At 60.8% G+C, this 15,648-nt stretch carries 12 protein-coding genes and 1 tRNA gene; 1 reads left to right on the top strand and 12 read right to left on the bottom strand.

Annotated elements, in window-relative coordinates:
* Nucleotides 1-76 precede the first annotated feature (76 nt).
* The 10 genes from ACUJ47_RS03500 to ACUJ47_RS03455 form a co-directional block, all read right to left on the bottom strand.
* On the bottom strand, nt 77-253 hold the full coding sequence (locus ACUJ47_RS03500; protein ID WP_445537065.1) for a hypothetical protein: 177 nt from the start codon (nt 251-253) through the stop codon (nt 77-79).
* Entirely contained in the window at nt 250-1,017 is a 768-nt protein-coding gene (locus ACUJ47_RS03495; protein WP_445537064.1) for an MBL fold metallo-hydrolase, read from the bottom strand. Before ACUJ47_RS03495 ends, ACUJ47_RS03500 begins: the two co-directional genes overlap by 4 nt.
* Complete coding sequence (locus ACUJ47_RS03490; RefSeq protein WP_445538848.1) at nt 1,014-1,790, bottom strand: TatD family hydrolase; 777 nt, start codon at nt 1,788-1,790, stop codon at nt 1,014-1,016. Before ACUJ47_RS03490 ends, ACUJ47_RS03495 begins: the two co-directional genes overlap by 4 nt.
* Nucleotides 1,790-3,361 carry a methionine--tRNA ligase gene (metG, locus tag ACUJ47_RS03485; RefSeq protein ID WP_445537063.1) on the bottom strand — a complete coding sequence of 524 codons (1,572 nt, stop codon included), beginning with the start codon at nt 3,359-3,361 and terminating at the stop codon, nt 1,790-1,792. The genes ACUJ47_RS03490 and metG overlap by 1 nt, the downstream gene beginning before the upstream one ends.
* On the bottom strand, nt 3,354-4,319 hold the full coding sequence (locus ACUJ47_RS03480) for a DNA polymerase III subunit delta' (RefSeq protein WP_445537062.1): 966 nt from the start codon (nt 4,317-4,319) through the stop codon (nt 3,354-3,356). Before ACUJ47_RS03480 ends, metG begins: the two co-directional genes overlap by 8 nt.
* Nucleotides 4,316-4,951 (bottom strand): dTMP kinase, encoded by a 636-nt coding sequence (gene tmk / locus ACUJ47_RS03475; protein ID WP_445537061.1) that lies wholly within the window; start codon nt 4,949-4,951, stop codon nt 4,316-4,318. Before tmk ends, ACUJ47_RS03480 begins: the two co-directional genes overlap by 4 nt.
* Complete coding sequence (locus ACUJ47_RS03470) at nt 4,948-6,120, bottom strand: D-alanyl-D-alanine carboxypeptidase family protein (RefSeq protein ID WP_445537060.1); 1,173 nt, start codon at nt 6,118-6,120, stop codon at nt 4,948-4,950. The genes tmk and ACUJ47_RS03470 overlap by 4 nt, the downstream gene beginning before the upstream one ends.
* 93 nt (nt 6,121-6,213) lie before the next feature.
* Nucleotides 6,214-7,263, bottom strand: coding sequence for a lytic murein transglycosylase (locus ACUJ47_RS03465; RefSeq protein WP_445537059.1), 1,050 nt, complete (start codon nt 7,261-7,263; stop codon nt 6,214-6,216).
* A 60-nt stretch (nt 7,264-7,323) separates the two neighbouring features.
* Nucleotides 7,324-8,058, bottom strand: a complete 735-nt coding sequence (locus ACUJ47_RS03460; protein ID WP_445537058.1) for a sulfotransferase-like domain-containing protein — start codon at nt 8,056-8,058, stop codon at nt 7,324-7,326.
* Nucleotides 8,055-8,972 (bottom strand): aminotransferase class IV, encoded by a 918-nt coding sequence (locus ACUJ47_RS03455; RefSeq protein WP_445537057.1) that lies wholly within the window; start codon nt 8,970-8,972, stop codon nt 8,055-8,057. Before ACUJ47_RS03455 ends, ACUJ47_RS03460 begins: the two co-directional genes overlap by 4 nt.
* A 67-nt stretch (nt 8,973-9,039) precedes the next feature.
* Between ACUJ47_RS03455 and ACUJ47_RS03450 the strand changes: the two genes are divergently transcribed.
* Nucleotides 9,040-9,129: transfer RNA gene (locus tag ACUJ47_RS03450), tRNA-Ser, on the top strand.
* A gap of 86 nt (nt 9,130-9,215) precedes the next feature.
* Here ACUJ47_RS03450 and ACUJ47_RS03445 read toward each other — a convergent pair.
* Both ACUJ47_RS03445 and ACUJ47_RS03440 read right to left on the bottom strand, forming a co-directional pair.
* The gene (locus tag ACUJ47_RS03445) at nt 9,216-12,107 is read right to left on the bottom strand and encodes a TonB-dependent receptor (RefSeq protein WP_445537056.1); all 2,892 of its coding nucleotides are present in this window, start codon (nt 12,105-12,107) and stop codon (nt 9,216-9,218) included.
* A 186-nt stretch (nt 12,108-12,293) separates the two neighbouring features.
* Nucleotides 12,294-15,590 carry a S41 family peptidase gene (locus ACUJ47_RS03440; protein ID WP_445537055.1) on the bottom strand — a complete coding sequence of 1,099 codons (3,297 nt, stop codon included), beginning with the start codon at nt 15,588-15,590 and terminating at the stop codon, nt 12,294-12,296.
* Nucleotides 15,591-15,648 lie beyond the last annotated feature (58 nt).

Below are 15,648 nucleotides of genomic sequence, written 5' to 3'. Positions count from 1 at the left end.
TTCCGCTTCAGCTCGATATAAGAACGATAATATATATTATGTAAAATAGTAGATGGCCGCGCAGCGGGCATTCTCGCTACCCTCCGGGCCCTACGATGCTGAAAAGCAGTGCAATACCCACGAAGATAGCCGCCCAAACCAGTCCCATTCGGATTGCCTTGCCCCAGTCCAAACGGTGAGAAGCCAAAGCGCTCAGTGCCAGGATCAGGAATCCGACCAGCGAAATGATCTGGACAATCGAAAACTCGTTCACGCCACGATCTCCAAACCGTCATAGCCAACCACGACGTTGTCGGGAGTTTCCGCCTCAAGCGTCGCATAATCCATGCTTTTGTCGAGATGGCTCAGCACAAGCGTACCGACCTTGCAGCGTTCGGCGAGTTCCAATGCCATCGCCAGATTGGCATGCGTGGGATGCGGTTCACGCCTCAGGCAATCGCTTACGAGGATGTCGGCCCCATCGAAAAGATCGATCATGTCCTCGGTAATTTCACTGTAATCAGTAGCATAGGCAATGCTCTTGCCGTCCGCTTCGAAGCGGAAACCTGTGGTTTCGCTGGGTCCATGCGGCATTTGGCACCATTCGACGGAGATACCTGCGTGCATCCGCAACCTGCCGAGAACCTCAAGCGTCACGATCGTGGGATAGCCATATTGTCCTGCGAAAACATAGCCGAAACGCTGGCGCAGGCGGTAAGCGGTATCTTCCGAGGCAAAACCCGCAATCGGGCCGCCGCGCCCGTAACGCAGCACCCGCAAATCATCTATCCCATGGCAATGATCGGCGTGATCATGCGTCCAGAATACCCCATCGATCCGGTCGATGGAGTTGTCCAGCAGCTGCTGCCTCAGATCGGTCGAAGTATCGACCAGCAAGCGGCTGCCATCCGAACTTTCGACCATGATCGACACACGGCTGCGCCGGTTGCGCGGTTCGTTCGGATCGCATTCGCCCCAGTCATGTCCGACGCGCGGAACGCCGGTCGAAGTGCCAGAGCCAAGGACGATGAGCTTCAAAACGCTGCCTTGTTGAACAGTCTGCGGAAATTGGCGGTGGTGTATTCAGCCAGATCATTCACATCCTCGCCGCGCAAATCGGCCAGGAATTGCGCGGTGTTCGTGACATAGGCCGGTTCGCAGGGTTTCCCACGATGCGGCACCGGGGCCAGGAACGGACTGTCAGTCTCCACCAACAGGCGGTCACGCGGAATTTTCTTCGCGATTTCCTGCAGATCGGTGGCATTCTTAAATGTCACGATGCCTGACAGTGAGATGCTGAGCCCCAATTCAAGCACGCGCTGGCCGAATTCGGCCGAAGCGGTGAAGCAATGGATCAGGGCAGGGAAGGCCCCCTTCCCCGTCTCTTCCTCAAGCATGGCAAGCGTGTCGTCATCCGCATCGCGTGTGTGGATGATAAGCGGAAGGCCGGTTTCGCGCGATACGCCGATATGCATGCGGAACAGGTCGCGTTGGGTCGCACGATCAGACCGGTCGTAATAATAGTCGAGACCGGTTTCACCGATCCCGATAACACGCGGATGCGCCGCGGCCTGCAGCAGAGCTTCGCGGCCGAGATCGGCATGCTGGTCTGCCTCGTGCGGATGGATGCCCACGCTGGCCCAAACGTCCGGCTCGCGCTCGGCAGTGCCAACCACCTGCTCCCATTCGCTCTGGCGGGTCGAAATATTGAGGAACTGGCCCACGCCCGCCTCGCGCGCCCGCGCCAGCACGCCCGCCTGATCATCGACCAGGCCTTTGTACTCAAGGTGGCAGTGGCTATCGACCAGCATCACGCGCTTTCGCTATCGGGCAATTCGAGCCTTGGGAACACGCCTTGCGGCTGTTCAAGCCGGAATCCGCTATCGACCAGCCGCGCGAACCATTCAATATCGTCAAGCGCGGCGAAATCGCGTTCATTCGCCGGAATACCGAGCTGGTCGAGCAGGCGATATGCCGAGGATGGAACGACCGGCCTGACCGCAATCGCAAGATCTCGGACGCAGCGGAACAGCGTCATCAGAACCGCAACCATGCGTTCCGGATCGGTCTTGCGCAGCGACCAGGGTGCTTGCTCGTCGACATATTGGTTGCAGGCGAAGACCGCCCGCATCCACGCTTCCAGCCCCGTGCTGAAGTTCAGTGTTTCGAATTCCCGCGGTAGATCGGTGCGGCACGCGTCCCCAACGGTGTTTCCGAGCGCGAGATCGGCATCGGCAGGCGTATAGGCGTTGCTCAGCGTGCCGTCGCAATTCTTGAAGATCATCGACAGCGTCCGCTGTGCCAGATTGCCGAAACTGTTGGCCAATTCGGCATTGGAGCGCGTCACGATCGCTTCCGCCGAAAAGCTGCCATCCTGCCCGAATGCGATCTCGCGCATGAAGAAATAGCGCAGCGGATCGACGCCGTAAGTCTCGGCCAGCTCCATCGGATCGACCACATTCCCGGCGCTCTTGCTCATCTTTTCGCCACCGCGGGCGAGCAGGAAACCGTGCGCGAACACCTGCTTGGGAAGCGGCAGTCCAGCACTCATGAGGAAGGCAGGCCAATAGACCGCGTGGAACCGCACGATGTCCTTGCCGATCATGTGGATATTGGCCGGCCAGTAGCGCTGGAACATCTCGCCATCGACGTCGGGGAAGCCAACCCCTGTCATATAGGTGGTGAGCGCATCGACCCACACATACATGACATGATCGGCGCTGTTCGGCACAGGCACGCCCCAATCGAAGCTCGTCCGGCTGACCGAAAGATCCTTCAGCCCGCCTTCGACGAAGCGCAGCACCTCGTTCCGGCGGCTTTCCGGGCGGATAAAGTCCGGATTGTCGCGGTAATGCGCCAGCAGCCGGTCCTGATATTGCGAAAGGCGGAAGAACCACGTCTCCTCGACGGTCCATTCGACCGGCGTACCCTGCGGGGAGAGTTTCGCCCCCCCTTCCCCTTCGACCAGTTCGCTTTCGTCATAGAAAGCCTCGTCGCGGACGGAGTACCAGCCCTCGTAGCGATCGAGATAAAGGTCGCCATTGGCTTCCATGCGCCGCCAAAGTTCGATGCTCGCCGCGTGATGGCGCGGCTCGGTGGTGCGCACAAAGTCATCGTAAGCGATGTCCAGTTTCGCGCACATCTCGCGAAAATAGCCCGACATTTCGGTCGCAAGATCGATCGTCGCGCGTCCAACCTTGCGCGCGGTCTGGTCCATTTTCAACCCGTGTTCGTCGGTGCCGGTCACAAGCCGCACATCGCGCCCGCGCATTCGCTGGAAACGCGCGACCACATCGGTCGCGATCCCTTCATAGGCATGGCCGATATGCGGCCTTCCGTTGGGATAGTTGATCGCAGTGGTGATGTAGAAGGGTTCAGCCATGGCCCGGCTCGCTAGCGCCAGCGGCGCGCGCAAGCAAGCTGGCGATTTCGCCTACGAGCAGGCCGGGGTCGAAATTGTAGGTTGGTGCTTGCGCAGCGAGCTCCACCAGCGCCTGATGGGCATCGATCAGGGCCAGGCGCCGGTCCGGGCTGGCTTCTTTCAGCGAAGCCGCCAACGTGGTCCGCGCAAGCTCCAGCACGGCGCGCATTCTTTCGCGGTCAGGGCGCGTTCCCACCGCATCCGCGAGCGAGGCCTGCAATGCGAAACCGGGGTCGCCTTCACTTGCAAGGCGCTGCATCAATCGGGCAATGCCGCCGAGATCCATCTTCAGGAAGCTGCGTGCGGTGCCGAGCGATCCACCAGCCAGCTTTATCGCAGCATCGCGCTCTGCCACTGCCAATCCGGGCAATTCGGCATCGAGCTGCCGTGCGATCTCCGCATCCGGGAGTTCGGGGAAGCGAAGCATGCGGCAGCGCGACCGGATCGTTGGCAGCAGCCCCGCCGGGCGGTGAGTCACCAGCAGGAAGAATGTCCCAGCAGGCGGCTCCTCAAGGCTCTTGAGCAGCGCATTCGAAGCGCTCCGTTCCATATCGTCGGCAGGGTCGATGATCACGACGCGGCGCGATCCAAGCGTTGGGCGGGTCGTCAGCCGCTGCTGCATAGCGCGGATCTGTGCCACGGCGATATTGCGCTTTACCTCATAGGGCTTGCCCTCGTCGCGCTTCTTCTCCTCCTTGTCGTCCTTGGGGAGGTGAGTGAGGATAAGGATATCCGGGTGCGTACCGGAAGGTTGCGGAATGCCTTCCTCCGCCACCAATTCGCGCGCAGCGGCCAGCGCGAAGTCATGCTTGCCCAACCCCGCCTTGCCCGCAAGGATCCAGCCATGATGCATGCGGCTGCCGCGCATGGCTTCGCGCCATTCGCGCCATGCGGCCTCATGAGTGGGCCAATCGGTCATGCACCCTCCAGCAATGGCGCGATGGCCGCCATCACGCGTGCGTGCACTGTTTCCGGATCGCCTTCCGCGTCGATCACTGCGAAGCCATGGGGATCGGCGTCCGCAATGTTGCGAAATGCGGCTGCTACCGCGCGGTGGTATTCCGCATCGCGCCCGCCGATTGCATCCGAATTGTCGCCATCGCGTGCGGCGAGCCGGGCCGCGGCCTGTTCCTCACGAGCTTCGAGCAAGATCGTCAGGTCCGGTCGCAATCCACCGCTACCAATGGAGTGGAGAGCGGTGATCGTCTCGTCGCCCAGCGCCCCTGCCCCGCCCTGATAGGCGCGACTGGAATCGACGAAACGGTCCGAAACTATCCATTCGCCGCGCTCGATGGCCGGACGTATGCGCCGGGCGACATGGTCGGCACGCGCAGCGGCAAAAAGCAGCGCCTCGGCTTCGGCGCCCCAGCCTTCCCCCGGCGGGTCCAGCAACAGGGCGCGAATAGCCTCGGCGCCCGGCGTGCCGCCCGGCTCGCGCGTCAGATCGACCGCCAGCCCGCGCGCGCGCAGCGCATCGACGAGCATCCGCGCCTGGGTCGATTTGCCCGCGCCTTCGCCCCCCTCGAATGCGATAAACTTGCCCCGGTTCATGACAGCCACCCGGCAAAGCCGTTGACGAGGCGGTCAAGCGGCCCAGCCACCTTCACATCCTCACCGGCGATCAACGGGACACGTGAAGGCGGCATACCGTCGACCCGTATTTCCAGTTCTGCAACACGCTGGCCCTTCATGATCGGCGCTCGCAGCGGCCCTTCGTAATGGATGGCAAGGCTGATCGGGCGGTTGGTGCCGCGCGGCATTGCGGCGGCTATGTTATTCCCGGCGACCAGCGACAGGCTGCGGCGATCGCCATCCTGCACCTTGGCAGAACCCACCTTTGCGCCTTCGTCGAACAGTGGGCGGCTGTCGAAGGCGCGGAATCCCCATTCGAGATAACTGCGCGCGGCACGATCGCGCATCCGGGCACGATCGGACCCTGCCACGACTACCACCAGCCGCCTTCCATCGCGCGTGGCTGAGCCGAGCACACCAAAGCCTGCTTCATTGGTGAAACCGGTCTTGATCCCATCAGCGCCCCGTACAAAGCCAGTGAATGGTTCGTGATTGGCCTGGGTGATCCCGCGATATGTCAGGCGACGATGGCCGAAGTAGCGCGCGTAGAGATCGGGATGCTGTTCGATCAGGGCGGTCGCAAGCGTCACAAGATCGCGAGCCGTAACGAATGTCCGCCCTTCATCAGGCAAGCCATTGGGTGTTCCGAAATGGCTCTGCGTCATGCCGATTTCGGCGGCCTTGACGTTCATCAGCTTGGTCCAGCCACCCAGCGATCCGGCCGCTCCTTCGCCCAGGACCACAGCAGCGTCGTTTGCCGAAACGGTGTTGATGCCCAGCAGCAGGTCTGAAACTGACAGCTCGTCATTGGCGCTGAGGAACATGGTCGAGCCATTGTTGCCCCATACCTTGAACGAGGCAGGGGCAAAGGTGAAACGCTGGTCGAGCTGCAGCTTCTCTTGCTCGAGCAGTTCGAAGGCAAGGAAAGCCGTCATCACCTTTGTGATCGAAGCAGGCATGAAGCGCCGATCCGGATTGCGTTGGTGCAGGACCTGCCCGCTCGACAAGTCGACGAGCATGGCGATCGGCGCTTCGGAATCGAGCGGCGGGCGATAAGTCGCAGGTCGCGATGCCTGTGCCTGCGCCGGTGCGCTCGCAAAACCGAGCGAGACCGCAACGGCACCGGCAATAATCGAAAATACCCGCAACTTGTGCTCCTCGGCTCCGCTACTGAGCTATAGCCATGTGGCTATGCCAAGACGAGCGCCCCGGGGCGATATTTCCCCTTCCCTCTTGTGGTTTCAGCGCGCGATCTCGTCCGCCAGCAGCCCTACGCTCATCGCGTAGTAATTCGAGCAATTGTATTCGAGGATTGCGCGGAAATTCGACGTCAACAGCCACGTTGGAGTTCCGGGTCCGTCTGGCTGGAACAGCGTTGAGAGGACATTATCGCCCAAAGGCTGTTGGGGCTGCACGCCTAGAGCGCGCCATTCCGCCGTCGTCTTCCATCGGCTGTGCCGGCCATGAACCCTTGGGCAAACAGGCGACACAAGTTCGGTTTCAACGGCGCTCCAGTTGAAACCCGCCGGAACCATGGCTCTCACGCCCCATGGCTGTCCCTCTCGCCAGCCAGCATAACGCAAATAGTTTCCGATCGACGCGAAAGTATCGGCGCGGTTGCTGAAGATATTGGCGCGGCCATCGCCGTCGCCGTCGCGCGCCAGCTTCAAATAGATGCTCGGCAGGAATTGCGGATTGCCGAATGCGCCTGCCCAGCTACCGACCAGCTCCTGGCGATCATATCCCTTGTCGGCAACCTTCAGCAAAGCCACGAATTCATTGGCGAAAAGCTCACGGCGGCGCCCTTCCCAGGCGAGCGTTGCCAGGGAACGTGCAAGATCGAAATTGCCCCTGATCCGGCCATAGCTGGTCTCGTGCCCGAAAATGGCGACGATGATCTCGCCCGGTACGCCATATTCGGCCTCGATTGCCTGCAAAGTGGCTCGGTTCGATGCCACGACGTCACGTCCGCCCGCGATCCGCGCGTCGTTTACATGAGTGGCGATGTAAGGGGCGAGTGGCGGATAGCCGCTGCTTGTGGGTGTACCGGGCTGGCTACGATCGAGCCGTATCACGCGATCGTTGGGCGTGAGCCCTTCGGTCATGCGCTGGATGGTGGGTTCGCTCACGCCCTCGGCCCGTGCCCGCGCGATGAGCAATTGGAGATAGGCATCGAACGAGAGCGCTCCGAGCTCAGTGCGCGGCTGCTCCGCCTGCTGCGCTTGTGCTGGCGCCGCAGCCAACGGGAATACGGCGACAGAAAGGGCAATTGCGAGAGGTTTCAGGAACATGCTCTTAAACTGCCATGCATGCGATGAATGGTCCATTATCGTACGCGGGCTTTTCCATCGTCATCCGCAGAGGGCGTGCCGCTTCAGCGCCTCGTAGTCGTCGCGGCAAGCGTCAGCGACGCTGGCAAAGCCGTCGTCCAAATGCGGCAATGGTCCTGGCGGTGCGCCGAAACCGGTTGAGGCATTGACCTTGTCGTACCAATGCGCCCCCCAGATACCATCTTCCGGATGCGGCCCCTTGGCCCAAGAGAGCATCGCCGGATCCCAGGCAATCCCCATGGCTTCGCACAGCGCTGCCAACACACCGCCCGGATTGCGCAGGATATCATCGGAATCGACCACCGGGGGTGCGTATCCGGTTCGTTCGGCCTCGTGATCGAAATAGGCACGCAATTTGGCAAAGCCGAGCATTTCCGGGCTGCGCAATTCGTTCTTGTTACGATAGCTCGCCACAACGCGCTCCGGCGCGCGGATCAGGAAGGCATGGCGATGCTGCGGGAAGTCCGCGATCGTGATCGGCCCGACCATGTGGTGCGGCATATGCTTCTGGTACCACACGGTTTTTCCACCGGGGATCGGACCCGATAGCGTGGTAGTGACGCTATGCCAGTCGCAATCCATATCGGCGATGACTTCGTCCGCCATGGGATGCGGTTCGCGGCTATCCTTGAGGAACGCTCCGTAGAACGGCTCATCCGAGATAGCGCAATCGGCCCGCGAACCGAAGCTGCGCATCATTGCGGTGGAGATGTTGCGGGGGCCGCTCCACATCGCGATGCGGATGCCCTCGCTCATCCCGCGACGTCCCGGTCAACCAGCGCACGGTAGAGCCCTTGCAGCCGCTCCACCATTGCCCCCCTGCCCTCGGTCAACTCGCGGCCGTCGATTTCGGTAGCAGGGACGACGCCGGCGAACGTGCCGGTCACGAATGCCTCGTCCGCGCCATAGACATCCGTCAGCGAGAAATTCTTCTCGAAAACGGGAATGCCCTCTTCGCGGCAAATCCTGATCACATTGGCGCGCGTAATCCCTCCAAGGCAATAATCGCCAGTCGAGGTCCACACCTCACCCTTGCGTACGATGAAGAAATGGGTCGAATTGCAGGTCGCAACGAAGCCATGCGGATCGAGCATCAGCGCCTCGTCCGCGCCTGCCTGCGTGGCCTGGATGCAGGCCGTGATGCAGTTGAGCTTCGAATGCGAGTTGAGCTTCTGGTCCTGCACCGCCGGATCGCCGCGACGAACGTGGACAGTAAACAGCCGGATGCCCTTCTCCACCGTAGCGGGTAGCGGCGCCTTGTACTCTGGAATGATCACGATCGTTGCGGGGGAAATCACCACGCGCGGATCCTGGTATGGTGTCGAGCGGATCCCGCGCGTCACCATCAGGCGTATGTGTACCCCCGCTTCCCCCCGCATCGCATTCGCGTCGATGGTGGCATAGAGCCGCTCAGCGAGCTCTTCACGTGTCAGCCCGATATCCATCGCGATAGCCTTTGCGCCCTCGTAAAGCCGGTCGAGGTGTGCATTGAGGAATGCGATGCGGCCCTTGTGCACACGCAACCCCTCCCAAACCCCATCGCCTAGCATGAAACCGCTATCGAAGACTGAAACGGTTGCCTCTGGCCTTGGCACCAGAGTGCCGTTGACGTTGATCAGGATGGACTGGTTTCGCGGATCTGGCGCGAAGTCGTGGGTTCCGTGTGCCATCCGGCGGTTCTAGGCGCTTGATAGCGGGTGACAATAGCATGCAAGCACGCTAGCGAGCTTCGCCAACGGACAGGTGGCCGAGTGGTTTAAGGCAGCGGTCTTGAAAACCGCCGTGGGTTCACGCTCACCGTGGGTTCGAATCCCACCCTGTCCGCCACTTTCAGCATCATCACTGAGCGGTGGCGACGAAAAAGGGGCGCCGCGGCTGACCGCGACGCCCCCTTTCTGTCCCGATATTCGGGTTTAGAACTTCATGCCGAATGCGGCGCCATAGCGGCGTGGTTCGAGCGTGAAGATGTTGGTGAACAGCCCCGACGATGCGTCAGTGACATAAAGGCCAGTCACCGAGCTGCTGTCAAAGATGTTCTGCACGAAACCGCGCAGGAACCAGCTGCCATTGGCCGAATTGAGCTGGATCTGGGCATTGGCCTGCACGAAAGATTCAAGCCTGTTCACATTGCCGTTGAACACGTTGCCATACTGTTCACCAGTGTAGGTGATGTCCACACGCGGTGCCAACGTCATGCCGTTGGCAAAGTCATGCGTGTATTGGGCACCTACCGAAGCCTTCGTGGTCGGAGCCTGTGGCAGCTTGTTGCCCTTCAGGTTGACCTCAACGCCGGGGCTGAGGACTTCTATGCCACCAAAAGAAGCACCAATGGCGGCAGCCTGTGCCGTCAGGGCACTACAGATGCTGAAGGCACCCGAGGAAGCGATCCCTCCATCAGCCGGGAACTCGGTAACACCCTGCAGGCCCAGAGCCGGGTTGATCGCATTGACGAAGGCATCAGGCCCGCCAGCGACGCCGCCGGTAACTGCACACAAGGCACCATTGGTGATATCCTTGATGATCACAGCGTTCGGATCGCCGCCGCCCGGATCGCGCGGATTGCTGAAGAACTGGTCACCCGCCACCTCTGCATTGAGGTAGCTGAAGTTCATGTTGATCAACCAGTTGTCCGATGGGCGGATGATCGATTCGAGCTCAAGGCCCCAGATATCCGCGTCGATCGTGTCGTTGACCGACGTACGAGCGATAATGCGGCTGAGCTGAAGGCCCTTGTACTTGTAGAAAAAGGCCGTGGCGTTCAGCTGGATCGCGCCATTGGCAATCGTGTTCTTGCTGCCGATTTCGAAGGCATCGACCTTTTCGGGGCCAAAGCCTTCAGGCACTTCGAACACGGGCGAAAGCGGCGGGTTGATACCGCCCGATTTGTAACCACGTGAGTACGAAGCATAGAGTAGATTGTCGGGCGTGATTTGGTAGTCGAGGACCGCGCGCCCGGTAACCTCATTGAATGCAACTTTGCGGCTTTGGACCAGCTGGTTTCCATCAAGCCCAGGGTCAGCGTCGAAAGACCCCACGAACGGCGAGTCAAACGGATCACCATCGTTGGAATAGGGATTGAGGAAGTTGGCGAGCGTTGTGCGTGCCGTCAGCTTCTTCTTGTCGTCATTGTAACGAAGGCCGGCTGTCAGCTTGAGGCGATCCGACAGCTCGAGATAGCCCTCAGCAAAGATACCCCAGCTGTCGAGCTGGAACTTCTGCGTGTTGTTGCGATAGAAGGATGTGGCCAGGTAGGACGGAGGAAGTTCCGCACCCAAGGCCGTGAACGACCCGAGGACACCCGTAATATAGTCGATCGCGAAGCTGTTGACGAAATAGTCGCCATCGGTCGCCTTTGACTGCGCGTAGATACCGCCGAGCAGGAAGTTGAATGGCCCGTCAAAGTCCGAGGAGATGATGGCTTCTGCCGACCAGGATTCACCCTTGCCGGTCGAACGGTCGAACTGAAGCAAATCATCCGAACAGACCGAATAGCCTTCATAGGCGCCGCGATTGTCGAGGCGGGTGTCGGACACGCAAAGCTCGCCGGTCGGCCCGTTGGGAATGAGCGCGTTGGTGATAGGCGTGAAATAACCCGCAATATCCGGGCCGACCGCAAGCGGATTGGCCCATACGCCACTTAAGGTGCCGAGGGCAGTTGCAAGCAACGTACGGTCGCCGACCCCGTTGTTATAGTCTTGGCGGGAGTCGACGCTGGTTTCCTGGTATGTAGCGCCGAGCGAAACCTTGAAATTCTCGAAATTGTGGTCGAGGTGCGCCTGCAATTGCAGTTCGTCGGTGAAATATTCCGGCTTGAACGCGGTCCTGACCTTGCGAACATCCTCCGGTTCCTGGAAATTCCAGTACGCGTCATTGCCATACAGGCTGTTGAGCCCCAACCCAGCTCCAAGCGAGCCGAGGTTAAGGTTGAGGAATTCCTGAGAACCCAAAGTTCCGGTGAAGGTCGAGTTCGAATTGGTCTTGGCGAAGTCACGCCGCGCATTGAGACAGCCCAGCACGCCAGTGGGGTCGCGTTGGCACAGCTGCTTTTGAATGCGCATACGGCTGTCGTCTTCGCGGAAATAGAACGCCATCAGGTCCAGCGTCGTATCCGGGCCCGGCTCCCACCGAAGCGAGCCGCGCACCGCATACATGTCGCGGTCGTCGAAGTCTTTCCCGTCCAAAACGTTCTCGGTGTAGCCATCGCGCTTCAGGTAGAAGCCCGCCAGTCGCACACCCAGCGTATCGCCGATGGGCATGTTGATCATGCCCTTGGCCTTGATGCTGTTGAAATTGCCGTATTCGAATTCGGCGGCGCCGCTAAAGCCAGACAAGTCAGGCTTCGCAGTCACGATATTGACCACGCCCGACGTTGCGTTGCGTCCGAACAGCGTGCCCTGCGGGCCGCGAAGGACTTCGATCCGTTCAAGGTCGAAATATTCGGTTTCGAACAGTCGCGTGCCAAAAAGCGGCGCAGAGTTCATGTGGATCGCGGTGGCGCTGTCGCAGCTGAAGCCGACGCAAAGGTCGCCGATGCCGCGGATAGTGAAGCTCGAACCTGTGAAGTTGCCCTTCGAGAAGGTTACGTTGGGCAGGGTCAGCTGAAGGTCGCTGGCGTTTTCGATCTGTTGCGCTTCGAGCGCTTCGGCATCGAAGGCGCTAACCGCGATCGGGACTTCCTGCAGGCTTTGCGCCTGGCGCTGAGCGGTAACGATAATGACGTTACCTGTCGTTTCGTCCTGAGCAGCGACAGGCGCCGCAACCAGGGCGACCACCGCGGTGCCCAGATACAATTCGAGTCTCTTCATTGAAAACTCCTCCCCACTATCGAGCCCGATTTTCGGGCACACTTTATTTCTTATGCGGGGAGTAGATCGAAATTTTGGGCCCTTGGCAACCTCGATTCTGACAGTTTTCCGCTTCGGGAGCAGTTAAGCCGAATTCGTCACACCCGGTGGCGCGAAGTATGGCCCCGCGCCACCGTCGTCAGTAGCTCACTGGCCAAGCTCGGTCGGGTAGGGCGGCGCGGACCTGATCGGTGAGGTCGCCCCGTCCAGTTTCTGAAGCGTTACGGCGATCGCGGCTTCGAGCTGCGTGTCCTGTCCGCGGTCCAGTGCGACCGGATCGAGTTCGACGCGGATATCCGGTGCGACACCCTCGTTCTCTATCGACCAACGTCCGTTTGTATCGAAGAAGCGGAAGAAGGGGACCGTCAGGAACCCGCCATCAATAAGGTCGGGATTGGCGCTGATCCCGATCAAACCGCCCCAGGTGCGTGTGCCGATCAGCGTTCCCAGCCCGGCTTCGCGGAATGCATAGGGCATCCAGTCGCCGCCCGAACCTGCGTCCTGGTCGATGAGCATGACCTTCGGGCCATAGATGCCGCCACCCGGCGTCGCCCAGTCGAGCCCTTCGCGATCCTTCCAGCCCGCCAGCCATTTGCGACTCAAAACATCGATGATGTAATTCGCTGCCTGGCCGCCGCCATTGGAACGTTCGTCAAGGATGAGCGCCTGCTTGTCCGTCTGGGCGAAATACATGCGGTTGAAGAATGTGAAGCCTGCATCAGCGGTATTGGGCATGTAGACATAGGCGACGCGGCCGTTGGTGGCAGCGTCTACCCGCTTGCGATTGTCCTCGATCCACGACCACAATCGAAGCTGGCTTTCACTGCCTACGGGTTCGACAGTCGAAGTCCGGCGCTCGCCCGCAGGCGTGGCAGCGACCGTCAGCGCCACTTGCGATCCTGCAGAGCCTGACAAGGCGGCATAGATATTGTCGCTATCCGTCAGTTCCTGGCCGTTGATCGCGATGATGTAGTCAGCCTGCTTCGCGTCTACGCCGGGTGCCGCAAGCGGCGCGGCAAGGAACGGGTTCCACTGCTCGCCGGTATAGATCCGCTTGATGCGATAGCGTCCGTTCTCGATCGCAATATCCGCCCCGAGCAACCCGGGTGAGGCAGAGCTGTTGCTGTAAACGTCGCCGCCGCCGATGTAATTGTGGCCAACGCCCATTTCGCCCGCCATTTCGACGAGCAATTCGTTCAGGTCCTCGCGCCGACCGATATGCGGCAAGAGCGGTTCGAACTTGGCGCGCACCGCAGCCCAATCGAGCCCATGCATGTTCGGATCGTAGAAGAATTCTTTCTCCATCCGCCACACATCGCCGAAGATCTGCTTCCATTCGGCCAGCGGGTCCACATGGAGCCGTACACCGGACAGCTGCACCGGTTCAGGTTCAAGCTTCTCGCCAACATCGGCAGTGGCGAGGGTGTCATCATGCTTGACCAGCAGCAGTTTTTCGCCGGCCTTGTCGGTCGAGACGCTGACGAAGCCCTTGCCCACTTCCTTGGCCTCGCGCTCATCGAAATCGAAGCGCATCAAGCGAGCGCCTTCCTGTCCGCTGCCGGGCCCTGTCGTAACGCCGGGCTGCACGCGTTCGATGTAGAACAGCGCGCCATCCTTGGCGGTTGCAAGGCTGGTATAGGCCGCTTCGGGGACCGGCAGCGATACCGTCCGGCGAACGAGGCCGGTGGGATCGACTGTAACGCCCTTATCCTTGTCCTCGGCGTCCTTGTCCTTACCGCCCTTGCCCTTGCTGTCTTTCGCTGCGGTGTCTCCCGGCTTCTCGGCTTCCTCATTGGCGAGGACCGGAGCGAGCGGGGATTCCCCCCTTGCCTCGAGCACAACGGCATAGAGGCCCGCACGATAGGGGCGATCCTGCGTCGTCATGTCGAGGCCGGAATAGACCGAGCCTGCATTGGTCGACGCGGCGAAGAACAGCAGCTTGCCGTCCTTCGAGAATTCGGGAGAACCGATGTCGGCAAGATCACCCGTCACCGGATAGGCCTGCCGTGCATCGAGATCGTAGATATGCAATGCGCCGTTGCCGTTCGCACCACGAGTTGTGTAGGCGATCCAGCGGCCCTTGGGAGAAAGGGTAGCCTCGAAATCGCCATTGCGGCGCGGGCTCGCTGCCACCTGCCAGCTCGTGCCGGAAGCGACATCGAGTGCGTGCAGCGTCAGCTTGTTGCTCGCGTAGATCAGGTGCTTGCCGCCATTCCCCCAACCCACGAGCTGGTAGAAATGATCGCCCAGCGCGATCTTTCGCACCGGCTTGATCCCGCTTTGGTCTTCGATCACGAGCGTCTGCTTGGTCCCGTCATCGGAGATGTATGCGATGCTGGTGCCGTCTTCGGACCAGATCGCCGTGTAGTCCCGGCCAGATGCACTCTGCGAAATGTTGCGGGTGGCGCCCTTGTCGGTCGGCACGGTGAAGACTTCGCCGCGGGCAGTAACGGCAACGCGCTTGCCCGAAGGCGAAAGCGCTGCGCCGGTCATCTGCTTGCTGGCGTCCTTCCAGCCCGGGCGTCGCGCGGGCAGGTCCGCAACCAGCGAGATCGGCAGACGGCTAGCCGCCCCGCTCGCCACATCGAGCGAATGGAACACTCCGCCAGCCTCATAGACGATGCGCCCGTTCTTGCCGGTGATGTTGCGAATGTCCCATTCGGTTTCGCTGGTCAGCTGCGACAATTCGCCGGTTGCCGGATCGAAACGGAAAATGTTCGACCGCTTGTTCCAGCGGTCCGACAGGAAATAGAGCTTCCCTCCCATCCATACCGGATCGAACTCGGTCGTGCGGTCGCCCGGGATCGTGCTGGAAGTACCGGCCGCAAAGTCGATCAATTGCAGCGAGGGAGCCAGGCCACCTCGATAGCCGCGCCAGCCGTTGACGCCGCCGGTAAGCACGGCGTTGCCCGAACCCCAGGGCACGTTGGCGAAGATGCGGCCGCTCTCGTCATATGCACCACCGGCCACCACAGCTTCGGAGACCTTGGTCGGCAATCCGCCGTCGAGAGCGACATGATAGAGTTGTGCCGACCGCCCTGCACGACGTTCCCGCGCACTGACGATTGCCACGGCCTTGCCGCCGGGAGCCCAGTCGACCGCAGTATCGTTCCCGGGATGCCAGGTCAGCCGCTTTGGCTGGCCGCCGGTGACGTCGATCACGAAAACATCGTCATTCCCGTCATAGTTCGCGGTGAATGCGATCTTGGTGCCATCGGGCGAGAAGATCGGATCGCGCTCGTTGGCGGCATGTGAGGTAAGGCGGATCGGATTGCTGCCGTCTGGCGCTGCGATCCATATGTCTCCTGCATAAGCGAACGCGAGTGCGTTATCCGAGAGCGCGGGATCGCGCAGCAGCTTGGTCTCGGCATCCTGTGCGGCAACTGAAGGTGCAGCGAGCGCGCTGGTGGTGAGCAATGCGGCGGCTAGCCAGCGTTTCGGCATGTTCGTCTCCCTGTTTGATCGAGTTGGGGTGCCGGTTCGTGCGGCAAAAATCCAGTGT

The organism is Altererythrobacter sp. Z27 (assembly GCF_052683155.1).
This window is presented reverse-complemented; position numbering and strand designations above follow the sequence as displayed.

Excerpts from the sequence above, each read along its gene's own strand:
- ACUJ47_RS03490 (WP_445538848.1), bottom strand. The coding sequence starts at position 1,790 with ATGCTGGTCGATAGCCACTGCCACCTTGAGTACAAAGGCCTGGTCGAT.
- metG (WP_445537063.1), bottom strand. The coding sequence starts at position 3,361 with ATGGCTGAACCCTTCTACATCACCACTGCGATCAACTATCCCAACGGA.
- ACUJ47_RS03480 (WP_445537062.1), bottom strand. The coding sequence starts at position 4,319 with ATGACCGATTGGCCCACTCATGAGGCCGCATGGCGCGAATGGCGCGAA.
- tmk (WP_445537061.1), bottom strand. The coding sequence starts at position 4,951 with ATGAACCGGGGCAAGTTTATCGCATTCGAGGGGGGCGAAGGCGCGGGC.
- ACUJ47_RS03465 (WP_445537059.1), bottom strand. The coding sequence starts at position 7,263 with ATGTTCCTGAAACCTCTCGCAATTGCCCTTTCTGTCGCCGTATTCCCG.
- ACUJ47_RS03460 (WP_445537058.1), bottom strand. The coding sequence starts at position 8,058 with ATGAGCGAGGGCATCCGCATCGCGATGTGGAGCGGCCCCCGCAACATC.
- ACUJ47_RS03455 (WP_445537057.1), bottom strand. The coding sequence starts at position 8,972 with ATGGCACACGGAACCCACGACTTCGCGCCAGATCCGCGAAACCAGTCC.
- ACUJ47_RS03445 (WP_445537056.1), bottom strand. The coding sequence starts at position 12,107 with ATGAAGAGACTCGAATTGTATCTGGGCACCGCGGTGGTCGCCCTGGTT.
- ACUJ47_RS03440 (WP_445537055.1), bottom strand. The coding sequence starts at position 15,590 with ATGCCGAAACGCTGGCTAGCCGCCGCATTGCTCACCACCAGCGCGCTC.